16 protein-coding genes and 1 tRNA gene are annotated in these 15853 nt (G+C 71.1%); 9 read left to right on the forward strand and 8 right to left on the reverse strand.

Going from position 1 to position 15853, the window contains the following annotated elements; all coding sequences use genetic code 11:
* Positions 1-393, forward strand: a 393-nt coding sequence (locus DW297_RS16745; RefSeq protein ID WP_205828324.1) for an ERAP1-like C-terminal domain-containing protein, incomplete at its 5' end; no start/stop codon positions are given.
* Here the strand turns inward: DW297_RS16745 and DW297_RS16750 are convergent.
* Both DW297_RS16750 and DW297_RS16755 read right to left on the reverse strand, forming a co-directional pair.
* A complete protein-coding gene (locus tag DW297_RS16750; protein ID WP_136034618.1) occupies positions 390-860 on the reverse strand; it encodes a GNAT family N-acetyltransferase in 471 nt (156 codons plus the stop codon). The genes DW297_RS16745 and DW297_RS16750 overlap by 4 nt on opposite strands.
* Positions 861-928: 68 nt before the next feature.
* Positions 929-1567 (reverse strand): MBL fold metallo-hydrolase, encoded by a 639-nt coding sequence (locus tag DW297_RS16755; RefSeq protein ID WP_136034503.1) that lies wholly within the window; start codon positions 1565-1567, stop codon positions 929-931.
* Between the two features lie 152 nt (positions 1568-1719).
* Here DW297_RS16755 and DW297_RS16760 point away from each other — a divergent pair.
* A tRNA-Glu gene (locus tag DW297_RS16760) sits at positions 1720-1792 on the forward strand.
* A 60-nt stretch (positions 1793-1852) separates the two neighbouring features.
* On the opposite strand, the gene DW297_RS16765 is transcribed toward DW297_RS16760, so the two are convergent.
* From DW297_RS16765 to DW297_RS16780, 4 genes are all read right to left on the reverse strand, one after another.
* Positions 1853-3094, reverse strand: a complete 1242-nt coding sequence (locus DW297_RS16765; protein WP_136034505.1) for an MFS transporter — start codon at positions 3092-3094, stop codon at positions 1853-1855.
* Positions 3094-3642 carry an ArsR/SmtB family transcription factor gene (locus DW297_RS16770; protein WP_136034507.1) on the reverse strand — a complete coding sequence of 183 codons (549 nt, stop codon included), beginning with the start codon at positions 3640-3642 and terminating at the stop codon, positions 3094-3096. The genes DW297_RS16765 and DW297_RS16770 overlap by 1 nt, the downstream gene beginning before the upstream one ends.
* A gap of 89 nt (positions 3643-3731) precedes the next feature.
* Positions 3732-4880: a DUF4349 domain-containing protein gene (locus DW297_RS16775; RefSeq protein WP_136034510.1), complete on the reverse strand. Its 1149-nt coding sequence runs from the start codon at positions 4878-4880 to the stop codon at positions 3732-3734.
* Positions 4877-5434 carry an RNA polymerase sigma factor gene (locus DW297_RS16780; RefSeq protein ID WP_136034512.1) on the reverse strand — a complete coding sequence of 186 codons (558 nt, stop codon included), beginning with the start codon at positions 5432-5434 and terminating at the stop codon, positions 4877-4879. Before DW297_RS16780 ends, DW297_RS16775 begins: the two co-directional genes overlap by 4 nt.
* 256 nt (positions 5435-5690) lie before the next feature.
* Here DW297_RS16780 and DW297_RS16785 point away from each other — a divergent pair, with 256 nt between their 5' ends.
* Positions 5691-6698, forward strand: coding sequence for a TerC/Alx family metal homeostasis membrane protein (locus DW297_RS16785; protein WP_136034513.1), 1008 nt, complete (start codon positions 5691-5693; stop codon positions 6696-6698).
* Between the two features lie 16 nt (positions 6699-6714).
* Here DW297_RS16785 and DW297_RS16790 read toward each other — a convergent pair whose 3' ends face one another.
* Both DW297_RS16790 and DW297_RS16795 read right to left on the reverse strand, forming a co-directional pair.
* Complete coding sequence (locus tag DW297_RS16790) at positions 6715-8028, reverse strand: LLM class flavin-dependent oxidoreductase (protein ID WP_136034515.1); 1314 nt, start codon at positions 8026-8028, stop codon at positions 6715-6717.
* Entirely contained in the window at positions 8025-9320 is a 1296-nt protein-coding gene (locus DW297_RS16795; RefSeq protein ID WP_136034517.1) for an O-acetylhomoserine aminocarboxypropyltransferase/cysteine synthase family protein, read from the reverse strand. Before DW297_RS16795 ends, DW297_RS16790 begins: the two co-directional genes overlap by 4 nt.
* Positions 9321-9507: 187 nt before the next feature.
* Here DW297_RS16795 and leuC point away from each other — a divergent pair, with 187 nt between their 5' ends.
* From leuC to DW297_RS16825, 6 genes are read left to right on the forward strand one after another with little or no spacing between them, the layout of a single operon-like run.
* A complete protein-coding gene (gene leuC, locus DW297_RS16800) occupies positions 9508-10953 on the forward strand; it encodes a 3-isopropylmalate dehydratase large subunit (RefSeq protein ID WP_136034520.1) in 1446 nt (481 codons plus the stop codon).
* Between the two features lie 3 nt (positions 10954-10956).
* Positions 10957-11553 carry a 3-isopropylmalate dehydratase small subunit gene (gene leuD, locus DW297_RS16805; RefSeq protein WP_136034522.1) on the forward strand — a complete coding sequence of 199 codons (597 nt, stop codon included), beginning with the start codon at positions 10957-10959 and terminating at the stop codon, positions 11551-11553.
* A gap of 60 nt (positions 11554-11613) precedes the next feature.
* Positions 11614-12981: a UDP-N-acetylglucosamine 1-carboxyvinyltransferase gene (gene murA / locus DW297_RS16810; protein WP_136034524.1), complete on the forward strand. Its 1368-nt coding sequence runs from the start codon at positions 11614-11616 to the stop codon at positions 12979-12981.
* Between the two features lie 5 nt (positions 12982-12986).
* Complete coding sequence (locus DW297_RS16815; RefSeq protein WP_136034526.1) at positions 12987-13742, forward strand: lysophospholipid acyltransferase family protein; 756 nt, start codon at positions 12987-12989, stop codon at positions 13740-13742.
* Positions 13732-14865 carry an NAD(P)H-dependent glycerol-3-phosphate dehydrogenase gene (locus DW297_RS16820; RefSeq protein ID WP_136034529.1) on the forward strand — a complete coding sequence of 378 codons (1134 nt, stop codon included), beginning with the start codon at positions 13732-13734 and terminating at the stop codon, positions 14863-14865. Before DW297_RS16815 ends, DW297_RS16820 begins: the two co-directional genes overlap by 11 nt.
* Entirely contained in the window at positions 14771-15853 is a 1083-nt protein-coding gene (locus DW297_RS16825; RefSeq protein ID WP_136034531.1) for a D-alanine--D-alanine ligase family protein, read from the forward strand. The genes DW297_RS16820 and DW297_RS16825 overlap by 95 nt, the downstream gene beginning before the upstream one ends.

The raw sequence follows: 15853 nt of genomic DNA on the forward strand, positions 1-15853 counted from the left end.
GGCGCCGCCCCCCCGCCCCCCCGCCGTGCCCGCGCGTCGCGCCCGGAGGCGCCCGTGCGCGCCGCGGCCTGGGCGGCTGCCTGGGATGACCGCTCGCTGACGAACGACCACCTGGACGCCGAGATCGCCGGGTTCCGCGCGGGCGGGCGTCGCGACCTGATCTCCGATTTCGACGCGGAGTACTTCTCCCGCATCCGCGACGCGTGGAGCGAGCGGAGCATCGAGCTGGCGCAGCGCCTCGTGATCGGGCTGTTCCCGGCCGGTGACACGCTTGACCCCGTCGACGCGTGGCTCGACGCGAACGCGGGCGCCCCGGCGGCGCTGCGTCGCCTCGTGGTGGAGCAGCGCGACCACCTGGCGCGCGATCTCCGGGTCCGCGCCGGCCAGGCCTAGATCGGCTCGACGGTCATCCCCATGACCGTGCGCACGATCCACGGGTGCGCGCGGTCGTCGTCGATGTGGCGCATGCCGAGCTTCTCGGCGACCCGGCGGGACGCGGTGTTGTCGGGGTGGATGATCGCGGTCAGCAGCGTCGGCGCGAGCTCGCGCGCGACGAGCTCGACGCAGGCGCGTGCGGCCTCCGTGGCGTAGCCGCGCCCCTGGAGCTCCGCGCGCACGTGGTAGCCGACCTCGAGCACGGGTTGCCCGTTCGACGACTGCCACGTGAGGCCGCAGTCGCCAACGAACGCGCCGTCGTGGGTCTCCAGGGTCCACAGGCCGTGCCCGTCCTGCGCGTAGCGCTCGCGCATGCGGACGATCCACGCGGCGCTCTCGGCGCGGGTCTTCGGCGCGGGATAGTAGGTCATCACCGCGGGGTCGCCGAGGAGCGCGGCGAGGTCGTCGAGGTCGTCGTCGATCATCTCGCGGAACACGAGCCGCTCCGTGGGGCGGGGCAGGAGCCGTCGCGGGGCCGACCGCGGTGGGGTGCTCACAGGTCGAGCGTGTCGCCGGGGTCGAGCACGAAGAACTCGCCGCCGTTCTGTTCCGTCGCCCACTGCAGCCGCTGCCGGTGCATGTTCCTGCCGATCACGGACAGCGTCATGTCGTGCGTGCCGAACGCCCGGCGCGGCTTGACGGCGAGCACGTAGTCCATCGCCTCGCCGATCTTGAGCCACGGGCCGCCGAGCGGTGCGGCCAGGGTCTGCACGTCCACGCCGTCCGGCACCGCGTACGAGTCGCCGGGGTAGTAGAGCTCGTCGTTCACGAGCACGCCGACGTTGTCGATGGTCGGGATCGAGGAGTGGATCACGGCGTGGGTGCCGCCGAAGAACCGCAGTGTGAACGGTCCGACCTCGATCGTGTCGCCGGGCGAGACCACCGTGATGTCGTAGCCGTCTGCCGCCCGGGCGACCCCATCCGGGCCGTAGACGGGGGTGCCGGGCGCGGCACGGAGGATCCGGTCCAGCTGCTCCGGCGTCCAGTGGTCGGGGTGCTCGTGGGTCAGCACGACCCCCACGAGTCCGCTGAGGTCGTCGGGCGGCGTGGTGAAGGAGCCGGGATCGATCAGGAGGGTCTGACCGTTGAGGTCGAGACGGAGGGCGGCATGTTCGAACTTGGAGACGCGCATGACACGAGTCAACCGCTCCGTGGCGGTCGCGGCAATCACCGCGACGGCGCGCCACGCCCGGGAGTCGCGCGGACGCGGTGCCGATTTGGCGCGCAGAGAACGGCCGTGCCATACTTGAACGGTTGTCGCGGGACGGAAACGCTCCGCCAGACGGCCCCATCGTATAGCGGCCTAGTACGCCGCCCTCTCACGGCGGTAACGCGGGTTCGAATCCCGCTGGGGTCACACAACACGACGAAAGCCCTCCGGTTTGCCCGGAGGGCTTTCGTCGTCTGCGGCAGGTGCTCATCCCGCGGGTCGCAGCGACAGGATGCGGAAAGCCGCCGTGCGAAGGGGGACGATCATGAGCGCCATCATCGCCCCGCCGAACACCGCGAACGGCACCCAGACCGCGGTCGCCGAGGCGAGCGCCCCGAATCCGGCCATCGCCGCCGGCATCAGGCAGTCATCGCCGAGGCGGGTGAGCGCGCCCATCCGTCCGAGGTAAGCGGTGTCGACCGTCGCGGAGAACGTCGCGCTCAGCAGCACCGAGGCGAACCCTGCGGTGGCGCCGATCACGAACGCCGCCGCTCCCACCGTCCAGGCCGGTCCCACGCCCAACGCCGCGATCCCCGCCCCCTGCACGACCAGCGCCCAGAATCCGCCGTAGGCCTCGCGCCGCGGACGCCACTTCGCGACTGAGACCGCCCCGAGCGCGGCGCCGAGGCCCAGCAGCGCCTCGAACAGTCCGACGGCCTGAGCGCCCCAGCCCTCGTCGTGCGCACGCAGCGCCAGCCCGATGCCCACGGCCGGCCCCACGGCGAGGTTCAACCCCGACAGCGCGATCACCAGGGTGCGCGTGGTGCGGTTCGCCGCCAGGTGCGCGAAGCCGGAGCCGATGCCGTGCAGAGCCGACTGCCGGGCGGCACGCGCCAGGCGGAACCGGGGGCGCAGCCAGAGGGCGAGGAACGCCAGGACGACCGTGAACGTGAGCGCGTTGACCGAGGCGCTGCCCACCAGCCCGGTGTGCGCGACCACCAGGCCACCGGCGGCGGCACCGCCCATCGTCCCGAGCCGAGAGGCCGTCTGCGCGGCGGCCCCGTACGACGGCAGGTCGGACGTGCGCACGAGCTGCCGGGCGATGGTGCCCGCCGACGGCTCGTAGAACGCATCGCACACGCCGAACGCGACCGCGGCGAACACCAGCACGGCGACGGTGGGGGGCGTCGCCAGCACCCACAGGGCGACGGCGACGAGAACGGCCACGCGGGCCACGGTGAACAGCAGCATCACGCGGCGGGCGTCCACGCGGTCCGCGAGCACCCCGCCGAACAGCAGGATCAGTGCCCGGGGGAGGGTCCCGGCGGCGACGATGAGCCCGGCGACCGCGGGGGACGCGATCTGCACCGCCGTCCACGCCAGGGCGATGGTCCACAGCGCATCCCCTGCGTCGGAGAGGGCCTTCACGCCGATCCAGGCATGGACCAGGCGGTCGCGCCGGAACGGCGGAAGCGGCGCGAGCTCGACCGGCTCCTCGACCGCGGTCATCAGGGCTCCGTGGGGAACGCGTGGGCGAACACGAAAACCGGCACGCGCTCCTGGCCGTCGTCCAGTGCGATGCCGCCCTGCCACTCGCGGATGGTCTGCAGCAGCCGCGCCGAGAGGTCCCGCAGCTCGTCGGGGGAGGCCCACGCGGTGGTCTCGGTGTTGGATGCGTCGTACCCGGCATAGGCGGGGTCGTCCCGGTGCCGGTGCCAGCGCTGGAGCCGGTCGATCTGCATGCGGATGCCCTGGCGTTGCGCCTCGCGGGCGAGCAGCGCATCGGCGGGGGAGTCGGCGAAGTCGTCCACCGACCAGGTGAGCCCTCGTCGGGCCACCCGCCACCAGCTGGTGCGGCGGTCGTCCGACTCATCGGGCGCGCGTTCGACGACGCCCGCGCGTTCGAGCATGCGCAGGTGATGGCTGATGCTGCCGACCTGACTGTCGAGGGCGCGCGCGAGCGTGGTCACCTGGCACGTGCCGTAGAGCAGGAGGTAGTCGTAGATGCGGCGGCGCAGCGGGTGATGCACGGCGGTGATCACGGAGATGTCTTCCACGGGCATCACGCTAGGGCGGGGTCCCCGGGTGCACAAGAGTTCTTGTATACCCCGGAAAATCAGGTTTGCGAGTCGGGTCCCTCTCGCCGTCAGCCCTCGTCGCCCGTGCGCGCGGCCGGTGCCTCGGAGCGGTTCCGGCGGGTGCGACGCGACCGACGGATCAGCCAGACCACGAGCACGACCACCGCGGCGACCGCCAGCCAGGGGAGCAGGAAGCCCACCGCGATGACCAGTGCGTTCAGCGACACGACGAGGCCGTTCCACCCCGCGAGGAGACCGTCGCCGAAACCAGCGGGGTCGGCCGTGCTCGGCGCGGTGGCCTTCGTCAGCTGCACCTGCAGCGACGACATCGCCACCTGATCGTCGAGGGCAGCGAGCTGCTGCTCGTACGACTCCAGCTGCGCTTGCCGGTCGGTGAGAGCCACCTCGGCCTCGATGAGCTCCGACACGCTGCCCGACTGCGCCATGAGCTGCGTGAGCCGTTCGACCGACGCCCTGGTCGAGTCGACGCGTGCCCGCAGGTCGATCGCGGTCGACGTCACATCCTGCTTCGACGTGGAGGACGACAGCACCTCGCCGGTGTCGCCGAGCGCCGCGATCACGGCGGTGAGGTCGGTGGAGGGAACGCGGATGCTGATCCAGCCGTACGCGGAGTCGGCGGGCGCGGGCGCGCGGGTGTCGTCCGCCGCGAGCGCCTTGCCCACCTCGGTGCTCTCGACGTAGCCGCCGTGCTCCTCGGCCAGCGCGGCGATGGCGTCCGCCGCGTCGGGGATGCTCTTCACCTGTACCGTGGCCTGCGCGGTCGCGATGATGTCGCGGCCGGCGTCCGCCGTGGCGGCCCCCGGCAGCGCCACTCCGGGCAGCATCCCGCCGCTCGTGTCGGAGCGCGCGCCGTCGCCGGGCACCGAGCCGGGCGGGACCGCGGTGGTGCCCTCCGGCGCGGAGTCGGTCGACGATTCGGTCACCGCGTCGCCCGGGAGGCTCAGTCCCTCGACCGTCGACACCGCGGAGCCCCCGACGCTGTGCAGGATCGGCGGGGTGACGAGCACGCCGATCACGAACGCGGCGGCGATCCCGCCTCCGGTGAGCCAGGCGCGGCGGCGCCGACGGGCCTTCCCCTCCGCCGGCCGCGCCGGAGCGCGCTCCTCGGCGATCTCGGCGAACACCGCGTGCTCGATGCGGGCGATGGCCTCGTCCGACAGCTCGGGGAGCTGCTCGGCGGGAGTCTGTGCGTTCATGCGTCTCTCACTTCCCTCACGGCGCCGCGCAACTGCGTGCGCACTCGCGAGAGACGGTTCCGGACGACGGCGTGCGTGACCCCGAGCTCCTCCGCTGCGGCCTGATAGGCGTAGCCCTCCGCCGCGCACAGCCGGAAGATCTCCCGGTCGAGCTCGCTCAGCGTGCCCACCTCGGCAGCGATCCGCGCGGCGAGCGCGGCCGTGATGACCTGCTCCTCCACGCTGACCGTGCTCGCCAGATCCTCGTCGACCGCGTCCGCCGTGTGCGCCCGGTCGCGGCGACGCTGGCGCAGGCGGTTCGCCGCCTGGAACCGGCAGATCGTCGCGAGCCAGGGCAGGATCGACTCGCCCTGCAGCTCCAGGCCGGGGAGCTTGCGCCACGCGACCACGAACGTCTCCTGGGTCACGTCCTCGGCATCGGCGGGGGAGGCGAGGATGCCCTGCGCGATCCAGTACACGGGCCGCACATGGGCCCGGTAAAGCTCGCGGAAGGCGCCCTCGTCGCCGGCTGCGGCCTGGGCCGCCCACCTCTGATCAGTCGTCTGGGAAGGCATCGGGGTTCCGTTCGGTGTCTCTCACCGGTGAGTGTCACGATCGGGCCCATCGTCTCAGACCCGGATTCCCGACGCGATCGCTCACGCCGCAGGCCGGATGCTCCGGTAGCATGGCTCCGGCGAGAGGGAGTATCCCGGACCCGCGCGTAACGTCATCACGAGCACCGACACCGCTGCTCCGGGCGCGCGACGCACTTCGGTGCGGGGGAGAGACTTTCGGACATCACCGACCCCTCGCGAAAGGTGCAGTGCGCCGTTGGACATCCCCGTCTGGTTCGAGATCACCTCGATGGTCGTGCTCACGATCATCCTGATCGGCGACCTCCTGCTCATCCGGCTGCGGCCGCACATCCCCTCGACGAAGGAGTCGACCCTCTGGGTGGTGTTCTACGTCGGGCTCGCGCTGCTGTTCGCGGTGCTGCTGGGAAACGTCGGCGGCTGGCAGAACGCGGGCGACTTCATCACGGGCTGGGCGCTCGAATACAGTCTCTCGGTCGACAACCTGTTCGTGTTCGTGCTGATCATGGCGCAGTTCGCCGTGCCGCGTCGGCTGCAGCAGCAGGTGCTGATGGTCGGCATCATCATTGCGCTGATCCTGCGCGGACTGTTCATCCTGGTCGGCGTCGCGGTGATCGAGAACTTCTCGCCGATCTTCTACGTGTTCGGCGCCTTCCTGGTCTACACCGCGATCCGCCAGGCCATGCCGGAGGGCGACCACGAGGACGAGGTCAAGCGCGAGAACTTCATCGTGCGACTGCTGCGTCGCCGCATCGACATCAGCGAGACGTACGACGGCTCGAAGATCCGCACGACCGTCGACGGGAAGCGCATGTGGACGCCCATGGTGATCGTGTTCATCACGATCGGCGTGACCGACCTCATCTTCGCGATCGACTCGATCCCGGCGATCTTCGAGATCACCACGAACGGCTTCCTCGTGTTCGCCGCGAACATCTTCGCGCTGATGGGGCTGCGGCAGCTGTACTTCCTCCTCGGCGATCTGCTCGACCGCCTGCGGTACCTCCACTACGGCATCGCCGTGATCCTCGGCTTCATCGGCATCAAGCTGATCCTGCACGCGCTGCACGTGAACGAGCTGCCGTTCATCAATGGCGGACAGCACGTGGAGTGGGTGCCCGACATCGACAACATGGTGTCCCTGGGCGTCATCCTCGTGTCGATGACGGTCGCCACGGTGGCCAGCCTCGTGGCGTCCTCGCGGGAGAAGCGCGCGGAGCGGCGCAGCGCCCCCGTCGGGGACTGAGCGGCCGGGAGGCCCGTCAGAACGACCGCAGGTTCGCCTGCAGCCCGCCGTCGGCGTACTCGCGCCGGAGCAGCCCGCGTCGACGCAGGATCGGCACGAGCTCGTCGAGGGTGCGGTGCAGGGTGACGGGGTGGAAGTCTCCCCACAGCAGCACGCCGTCGTTGCCCCAGTCGCCGAGCTCCTCGACGAGGTCGGCGAACTCGTCCGCGGTGCCCACGAATCCCGTCCGGTCGGAGAGGCGTCCCGCTCGCGCGAGAGCGGTGAGGTGAGCGCGCAGCGGGGCGTCCTCGCCGCGGTCCCCGACGAGCCGCTGGATGCTGCCGCGCGACACGTGGGCACCGAAGATCGACAGGTCGAGCGGTCGGTCGAGGTCGAGCGCGGTGAGGTCGGTCTCCAGGTCGCTCGACTGCTTGCGGGCGATCTGGTGCAGCGCGGCGTCGTCGGGACGCGCGGAGGCGGCGACGATGCGGTCGGCCTCGTCTCTCGATGACGTGATCACGGGCTGGATGGCGAACAGGATCGTGATGTCCTCGGGGCGTCGGCCCTTCGCGACCGCGGCCTCGTGCACTCTCGCGCGATAGTCGCGCACCGACTTCTCGTGCAGCGGGGCGAGCGCGAGCTGCACGTCCGAGTTCGCTCCCGCGAAGCCCAGGCCGCGTCCGGAGCCCCCGGGCGAGACGATCGCGGGCTCCCCGTCCGTGAAGGGCAGGGCGTTCAGCGGTCCGTCGAACGCGTAGTGGCGGCCGCGATGCGCGACGGGTCGCAGCCGACTGCCGTCGGCGTACACGTCGGTGGCGCGGTCGGCGACGAGCGCCCCGTCGTCCCAGCTGTGCCACAGCGACCGGATGCCGTCGAGCCACTCCTCGGCGCGGTCGTACGCCTCGTCGTGCCCGAGCTGCGGGGCGTCGGAGAAGTGCCGCGCGCTCCCGGTGTCAGTGACCACGTTGAGGCCGAGCCGATGGCCGCTCAGGTGGTGCAGCGTGGCGAACTGCCGCGCGGACGTGTACGGCAGCGATGCGGCGGGGTTGACGGTGGGGACCACGCCGAGGTGCCGCGTGGCCTGGAAGAGGTACGGCGCGAGCAGCAGCGGGTCGTGCTTCGGGCCGCCGAACGCGTGGCGCACCCGGAGGTCGATGGTCTCGGGCGAGCCGAGCGAGGGGCTGTCCTCGATGATCACGAGGTCGAATCCCGCCTGCTCGAGCGTGCGGGCGGCCTCCTGGTACACCTCGGGCCGTGTCCAGTCGTAGTCCCAGTCGAGGGACGGGTAGCCCCACCCCTGCGGGCCGAAGCCGCGGGCGAGGAACCAGCCGAAGTGCTGCGGCCGGGTCATGCCACCGTCTCCCGCACCGACTCGAGCACGCGTGCCAGGTCGGCCACGAGGTCGTCGACGTCTTCGATGCCGATCGAGAGGCGCAGCGTCCCCGGTGCGACGCCGAGCACGCGGCGCTCCTCGTCCGTGCGCTGCGCGTGGCTCGTGGTGCCCGGGTGCAGCACGAGCGAGCGCACGTCGCCGATGTGGGTCATGTGCGTGAACACCTCGACCTCCTCCACGAAACGACGCGCGGCGGGGAGGCCGCCGCGCAGCGTGACGGTGAAGATCGAGCCGAAGCCGCCGTCCAGGTAGCGTCGTGCGGTCGCATGGTGCGGGTGGGTCGGGAGGCCGGCGTAGTCCACGCTCTCAACGGCGTCGTGCGCGGCGAGCCAGCGCGCGACGGCGAGCGCGTTGCGCGACTGCCGCTCGACCCGCAGCCCCAGCGTCTCCGTGCCCTGCCCGATGAGGAAGGCGTTGAGCGGGGAGGGGGAGGCGCCGAAGCGCGGCGCGACCGACTCCCGCACGTACGCGATGCGGGCGTTGCCGCCGTGGCGGGCGTACACGCTCGGCAGTCCGCCGCGGCCGGGGAGCACGAGGTGCGGGGCGTTGTGTCCGGCGCGGTCGGCGTCGAAACGGCCGTCGTCGACGATCACGCCGCCGAGCACGGAGCCGTGCCCGGCGAGGAACTTGGAGGCGGAATGCACGACGATCGCTGCGCCGTGCTCGAGCGGGCGCAGCAGGGCGGGAGTGGGGAGGGTGTTGTCCACGATCAGCGGGATCGCGGACTCGTCGCCGATCGCGCTCACTGCGGCGACGTCGAGCACGTCGTTGCGGGCGTTCGCGAGCGATTCGGCGAACAGCGCGCGGGTGGTGGGACGGATGGCCTCGCGCCAGGCGTCTGGATCGGCGATGTCGTCGACGAACGTGGTCTCGATGCCGAGGCGGGCCAGGTTGTCGAGGAAGAGCCCCCGGGTGCCCTCGTAGATGTGGGTCGACGACACGATGTGGTCGCCGGCTCCGACGACCGACAGCACCGCGGCGGTCACAGCGGCCTGACCGCTCGCCACGAGCACCGCGTCCGCCCCCGACTCGAGCGAGGCGAGCTGGCGCTCGACCGCGCGCACCGTCGGGTTCCCGGTGCGGGTGTAGCCGAATCCCGTCCCCGTGCCGAAGTGGTCGGCGGCGTGGTCGAAGTCGTCGAACTCGAAGCCGGCCGTGAGGTAGATCGGGGTCGCGCGCGACGCAGCGGTCTCGCGACGGCGTGCGGCGTGGACGGCACGGGTGGCGAAGCGGGCGGTGTCGACGGTCATGCGGGGCCTCTCGATCGGGCGGGTGAGCAACAGAGTGTCACGGCGCGTCGCGGCGTGTCCGAGCGGTGGTAACCTGACGTCATGCGGACCGTGCTCCTTCTTAGCGGCCGCGGCGAGACCTCGATCTGAGCCCCTCCTCGTCGCGGAGTCCATCGTGGGCCGAACCGCCAGCCACAGGAGACACGCCATGACCAGCCCCGATTCCGGAGCCCCTTCCGCACGCCGCAGGACCCTCGCCGAGAAGGTCTGGGACGACCATCTCGTCGTGAAGGGCGAAGACGGCCAGCCCGACCTCATCTACATCGACCTGCACCTCGTGCACGAGGTCACCAGCCCGCAGGCCTTCGACGGTCTGCGCAGCGAGGGCCGCCCACTGCGCCGCCTCGACCTGACGATCGCGACCGAGGACCACAACACCCCGACGTGGGAGATCGACAAGCCGATCGCCGACCTCACCAGTCGCACGCAGATCGAGACGCTGCGCCGCAACGCCGCCGAGTTCGGGGTGCGCCTGCACTCGCTGGGCGATGCCGAGCAGGGCATCGTGCACGTGGTGGGGCCGCAGCTGGGCCTGACGATGCCCGGCATCACGGTGGTGTGCGGCGACTCGCACACCTCGACCCACGGCGCGTTCGGCGCGATGGCGTTCGGCATCGGCACGAGCGAGGTCGAGCACGTCATGGCGACGCAGACCCTGCCGCTCAAGCCGTTCAAGACCATGGCCATCACGGTCGAGGGCACGCTGCGCCCCGGTGTCACGGCGAAGGACATCATCCTCGCGGTGATCGCGAAGATCGGCACGGGCGGCGGTCAGGGCTATGTGCTCGAGTACCGCGGCAGCGCGATCCGCGCCCTCTCGATGGAGGGCCGCATGACGATCTGCAACATGTCGATCGAGGCCGGAGCCCGCGCGGGCATGGTGGCGCCCGACGAGACGACCTTCGCGTACCTGGAGGGGCGGCCGCACGCACCGAAGGGCCAGGACTGGGAGGACGCGGTCGCGTACTGGCGCACGCTGCCGACCGACGAGGGTGCCGAGTTCGACGCGGAGGTCTTCATCGACGCGAACGAGCTCGAGCCGTTCGTGACGTGGGGTACGAACCCGGGACAGGGGAGCTCCCTCTCCGCCGCGGTGCCGGACCCCGCGCAGATCGCCGACCCGAACGAGCGCGCTGCCGCCGAGCGCGCGCTGGAGTACATGGATCTGACGCCCGGCACTCCGCTCAAGGAGGTTCCGGTCGACGCGGTGTTCATGGGCTCCTGCACCAACAGCCGGATCGAGGATCTGCGCGCGTTCGCGTCGATCATCCAGGGCAAGAAGAAGGCCGACGGCGTGCGCGTGATGGTCGTGCCCGGCTCCGCGCGCGTGCGGCTGGAGGCCGAGGCCGAGGGCCTGGACAAGGTCATCACCGACTTCGGTGCCGAATGGCGCTTCGCCGGTTGCTCGATGTGCCTGGGGATGAACCCCGACCAGCTCGCCCCCGGGGAGCGGTGCGCGTCCACCTCGAACCGCAACTTCGAGGGGCGACAGGGCAAGGGCGGTCGGACGCACCTCGTGTCGCCGCTCGTGGCGGCGGCCACGGCGATCCGCGGCACCCTGTCCAGCCCGAGCGACCTGACGGAAGAGGCCTGACCCATGGAGAAGTTCACGACCCACACGGGCATCGCCGCTCCGCTGAAGCGGTCGAACGTCGACACCGACCAGATCATCCCCGCGGTGTTCCTCAAGCGCGTCACCAAGACCGGCTTCGAGGACGCGCTGTTCCACGGATGGCGGCAGGACCCGGAGTTCGTGCTCAACCAGCCCGTGTACCAGGGCGCGTCGATCCTCGTCGCCGGTCCCGACTTCGGTACCGGCTCGAGCCGGGAGCACGCCGTGTGGGCGCTGCGCGACTTCGGCTTCAAGGTCGTGCTCAGCCCGCGGTTCGCCGACATCTTCCGCGGCAACTCCGGTAAGCAGGGCCTGCTCGCCGCGACGATCTCGGGGGACGACCTCGAGCGGTTCTGGGCCGAGATCGAGCGGAATCCCGGGGCGCAGATGACCGTCGACCTCGAGGCGCGCACCGCGTCGGTCGGCGGCATCCAGGCCGACATCGGCATCGACGATTACACTAGATGGCGGCTCCTCGAAGGGCTCGACGACATCGGGCTCACGCTGCGCAACGAAGACAAGATCGCGCAGTTCGAGGCCCGTCGCGAGTCGTGGCGGCCGCGGACCCTCCCCGTTCAGTGAGACGGAGGGGGCGGGGGAGCCAGGGGTAACCCCGCCCCCGATGAACGAAGTGAGGCCCCAATGACGACACCCGTGCGCGACGCTCTTCCCGACGACGTCCCTGCGCTCACCGGAGACGTCCTCGCCATCCGAGGAGGCCGACCGCTGCGTGGCCGGGTCGACGTCAAGGGCGCGAAGAACCTCGCCACCAAGGCGATGGTGGCCTCGCTCCTGGGAGAGACGACGAGCGTCCTGCGCGACGTGCCGGCGATCAGCGATGTGGCCGTGGTCCGCTCCCTTCTCGAGGTGCACGGTGTCCGGGTGTCGGAGGGCGATGAGCCGGGCTCGCTCGTGTTCGACCCGAGCGACGTGGAGTCGGCGCACTTCGAGGAGATCGACGCCCACGCGGGCGCGTCCCGCATCCCGATCCTGTTCTGCGGGCCCCTGCTGCACCGGCTGGGCCAGGCGTTCATCCCCGACCTCGGCGGCTGCCGCATCGGCGATCGCCCGATCGACTTCCACCTGGACGCGCTGCGCAAGTTCGGCGCGATCGTCGAGAAGCTGCCGAGCGGCATCCGCCTCTCGACCGGCGGCACCCGCCTGCACGGCGCCAACATCCACCTGCCGTACCCGAGCGTCGGGGCGACCGAGCAGGTACTGCTGACGGCGGTGCGCGCCGAGGGCGTCACGGAGCTGCGCAACGCCGCGATCGAGCCCGAGATCATGGACCTGATCGCCGTGCTGCAGAAGATGGGCGCGATCATCTCCTACGAGCCGAACCGCGTGATCCTCATCGAGGGCGTCGAGAAGCTCCGCGGCTACGACCACCGGTCGATCTTCGACCGTAACGAGGCGGCCTCGTGGGCGTCGGCCGCTCTGGCGACGGACGGCGAGATCTTCGTCGGCGGCGCCAAGCAGCAGGAGATGCTGACGTTCCTCAACGTGTTCCGCAAGGCGGGCGGCTGGTTCGACATCCAGGAGGACGGCATCCTGTTCCGGCGCGACGGCGACATTAAGCCGGTCGTGATCGAGACCGACGTGCACCCCGGCTTCATGACCGACTGGCAGCAGCCCCTCGTGGTCGCGCTGACCCAGGCGCACGGCCGCTCGGTCGTGCACGAGACCGTGTACGAGAACCGCATGGGCTTCACGGAGGCCCTCGTGAAGATGGGCGCCGACATCGTCGTGCACCCGCGCGGGCTGCAGGACGGCCCTCGCCGCGTGCCGCGCCGTGACCTGGAGCAGGCCGCCGTCATCACCGGCCCGACGCCGCTGCACGGCGCCGACATCGTCGTGCCCGACCTGCGCGGCGGCTACAGCCACGTGATCGCGGCGCTCACGGCTTCCGGCGAGTCGAAGGTGTCGGGCGTCGACATCCTGGCCCGCGGGTACGAGAAGTTCCTCGCCAAGCTCGACGCGCTCGGCGCCGACTTCGACGTCCTCCGGTGAGCCCGATGGCTTCCCGGTCGCCGGAGAAGACGCGTCCGAGTCTGTTCTGGCCGCTCGCGGCGATCGTCATCCCGCTCGTGTCGCTGCTCGCCAAGATCCGTGTCACCGGTGGTGAGAAGCTGCCGCGCGACGGCGCGTTCGTGCTCGCCCCGAACCACTACTCCGAGTTCGACCCGCTGATCGTCGCGGTCGCCGTGTGGCGCATCGGCCGAGCCCCGCGGTTCATGGCGAAGGAGAGCCTGTTCCGTGTCCCCGTGCTCGGATGGGTGCTGCGTCGCACGGGCATGGTGCCGGTCGCGCGGACGTCGTCGGCGACCGCGGCCAAGCAGACCATGGCGCAGTCGGCGGAGCTCGTCGAGCACGGCCGCGGCGTGATCGTGTACCCGGAGGGCACGCTCACGCGCGACCCGGATCTGTGGCCGATGCGCGGCAAGTCCGGCGCGGTCCGCCTCGCCCTCGCCGACGGGATCCCGCTGATCCCGATGGCGCAGTGGGGTACTCAGGAGATCATGGGTCGCTATCAGAAGGGCCTGAGCCTGTGGCCGCTGCGCAAGCCGGTCCGCGTGCTGGTGGGCGACCCGATCGACGTCGAGGATCTGCGCGGGCGTGCGACCGAGCCCGCCGCGCTGACGGAGGCGACGAGCCGTCTGATGAACGCGATCACGGCGCTGCTCGAGGAGCTGCGCGAGGAGAAGGCGCCAGCGGAGCGGTGGAACCCCGCGAGCCACGGCCAGAAGGAGACCGGTCGACTTGACTCCTAAGAGGAACACACCAGCGGGACCGCGGGTCGCCGTGATCGGCGCGGGCAGCTGGGGCACCACGTTCGGGAAGATCCTGGCCGATGGCGGAGCGCAGGTCACGATGTGGGCCCGCCGCGCCGAGCTGGCGCACGAGATCGACGAGGCCAAGCGCAACTCGCGCTACCTGCCGGGCATCAACCTCCCGCGAACCATGGCGGCCACGCACGAGCTCTCCTCGGCGCTCGACGGGGCGGAGCAGGTGTACCTGTCGGTGCCGAGCCAATCGCTGCGCGAGAACCTCAAGGCGCTGCGACCGCTGATCGCGTCCGGCGATGCCCGGATCGTCAGCCTCATGAAGGGCGTCGAGCGGGGCACGGGTCTGCGCATGAGTCAGGTGATCGAACAGGAGCTGCGCTGCGACCCGGAGCGCATCGCGGTGGCGTCCGGCCCCAACCTGGCGCTGGAGATCGCGCGCGAGCAGCCCACCGCGGCCGTCATCTCGTCGCTGAGCCAGGAGACGGCGGAGGTCGTGGCACGGGCCGCGCGCAACGGCTACTTCCGCACGTTCGTGAACACCGACGTGATCGGCACCGAGTTCGGCGGGGTGCTGAAGAACCTCATCGCCGTCGCGATCGGCATCGTCGACGGCGTCGGCTACGGCGAGAACACCAAGGCCTCGATCATCACGCGTGGCCTGGTCGAGATGACCGACTTCGCGGTCGCGAACGGCGCGCAGCCGGAGACGCTGCAGGGGCTCGCGGGGCTCGGCGACCTGATCGCGACGTGCCAGTCGCCGCTGAGCCGGAACAACACGGCCGGGCGGCTGCTCGGACAGGGCTATTCGTTCCAGGACGTCGTGAAGCAGATGCAGCAGACCGCGGAGGGGCTGGCCTCGGTCGCCCCCGTGCTGCAGCTCGCCCGCGAGGCCGGCGTCGACATGCCGATCGTCGAGCAGGTGAAGATGGTGCTCGACGGCAAGATGGATCCCCGGGATATCGCCCCGCATCTCACGACGGACGACGACACCCCGCAGGGGGAGAGGACCAACCATGGACAAGCAGACGGTGGTGGTGCTCTTCGGAGGGCGCTCCAGCGAGCATTCGATCAGTTCCGCAACGGCGGGGGGAGTGCTCGGCGCGATTGACCGCGACCGCTACGCGGTGATCCCGGTGGGGATCACGCGCGAGGGCGCCTTCGTGCTGGAGGACGACGACCCGGCGAAGTTCCCGCTCGATGCGGCGCACCTGCCCGAAGTGGTCGACAATGGCACGCGCATCCTGTGGCCGGAGCCGGGCGGCGACCGCACGCTCCGCGTGGTGCACCCTGGCGGCGCCGTCGACGGCCTCGGCGAGATCGACGTGGTGCTGCCCATCCTGCACGGACCGCACGGCGAGGACGGCACGATCCAGGGGTACTTCGACACGCTCGAGGTGCCGTACGCGGGCGGTGGCGTGCTCGATTCGGCGCTGTGCATGGACAAGCACTTCATGAAGATCGCCCTGCAGGCCGCGGGCATCCCGGTCGCGCCGTGGGTCACGGTGCGGCGCGCGGCGTGGGACGGCGACCCGTCGTCGGTACGCGAGCAGGCGGCCGGTCTGGGCCTCCCGGTGTTCGTGAAGCCCGCACGGGCGGGCTCGAGCGTGGGGGTGTCGAAGGTGAGCGCCCCGGAGGAGCTCGATGCGGCTCTCGCTGTGGCGTTCGCGGAAGACGACAAGGTCCTCATCGAGTCGGGGGTCACCGGGCGCGAGATCGAGGTCGCGGTGCTGGAGGCGGCGGAGGGTGTCCGCGCCTCGCTCCCGGGCGAGATCGTCCTCACGTCGCGCGGCTTCTACGACTTCGAGGGCAAGTACCTCGGCGGCGACGGGGTCGACGTCGTGTGCCCGGCGGAGCTGAGCGACGCGGAGGTGTCGGCGGTGCAGGAGGCCGGGGTCCGCGCGTTCGAGGCGGTGGACGGCCGGGGCCTCGCCAGGGTCGACATGTTCCTCACGCCGTCGGGCGAGCTCGTGGTGAACGAGCTGAACACGATGCCCGGGTTCACGCCGATCTCGATGTTCCCCAAGTGCTGGGTGGCCTCCGGGCTGAGCTACCGCGACCTGATCACGGAGCTGGTGGAGGCGGGTCTGCGCCGCTGA

Source organism: Microbacterium sp. PF5 (assembly GCF_004794315.1).
GTDB lineage: Bacteria > Actinomycetota > Actinomycetes > Actinomycetales > Microbacteriaceae > Microbacterium > Microbacterium sufflavum.

What these genes read in the sequence shown, in the direction of transcription:
- DW297_RS16750 (WP_136034618.1), bottom strand. Translation starts at nt 860, where the DNA reads ATGATCGACGACGACCTCGACGACCTCGCCGCGCTCCTCGGCGACCCC.
- DW297_RS16755 (WP_136034503.1), bottom strand. Translation starts at nt 1,567, where the DNA reads ATGCGCGTCTCCAAGTTCGAACATGCCGCCCTCCGTCTCGACCTCAAC.
- DW297_RS16765 (WP_136034505.1), bottom strand. Translation starts at nt 3,094, where the DNA reads ATGACCGCGGTCGAGGAGCCGGTCGAGCTCGCGCCGCTTCCGCCGTTC.
- DW297_RS16775 (WP_136034510.1), bottom strand. Translation starts at nt 4,880, where the DNA reads ATGAACGCACAGACTCCCGCCGAGCAGCTCCCCGAGCTGTCGGACGAG.
- DW297_RS16780 (WP_136034512.1), bottom strand. Translation starts at nt 5,434, where the DNA reads ATGCCTTCCCAGACGACTGATCAGAGGTGGGCGGCCCAGGCCGCAGCC.
- DW297_RS16790 (WP_136034515.1), bottom strand. Translation starts at nt 8,028, where the DNA reads ATGACCCGGCCGCAGCACTTCGGCTGGTTCCTCGCCCGCGGCTTCGGC.
- DW297_RS16795 (WP_136034517.1), bottom strand. Translation starts at nt 9,320, where the DNA reads ATGACCGTCGACACCGCCCGCTTCGCCACCCGTGCCGTCCACGCCGCA.
- leuC (WP_136034520.1), top strand. Translation starts at nt 9,508, where the DNA reads ATGACCAGCCCCGATTCCGGAGCCCCTTCCGCACGCCGCAGGACCCTC.
- leuD (WP_136034522.1), top strand. Translation starts at nt 10,957, where the DNA reads ATGGAGAAGTTCACGACCCACACGGGCATCGCCGCTCCGCTGAAGCGG.
- murA (WP_136034524.1), top strand. Translation starts at nt 11,614, where the DNA reads ATGACGACACCCGTGCGCGACGCTCTTCCCGACGACGTCCCTGCGCTC.
- DW297_RS16815 (WP_136034526.1), top strand. Translation starts at nt 12,987, where the DNA reads ATGGCTTCCCGGTCGCCGGAGAAGACGCGTCCGAGTCTGTTCTGGCCG.
- DW297_RS16825 (WP_136034531.1), top strand. Translation starts at nt 14,771, where the DNA reads ATGGACAAGCAGACGGTGGTGGTGCTCTTCGGAGGGCGCTCCAGCGAG.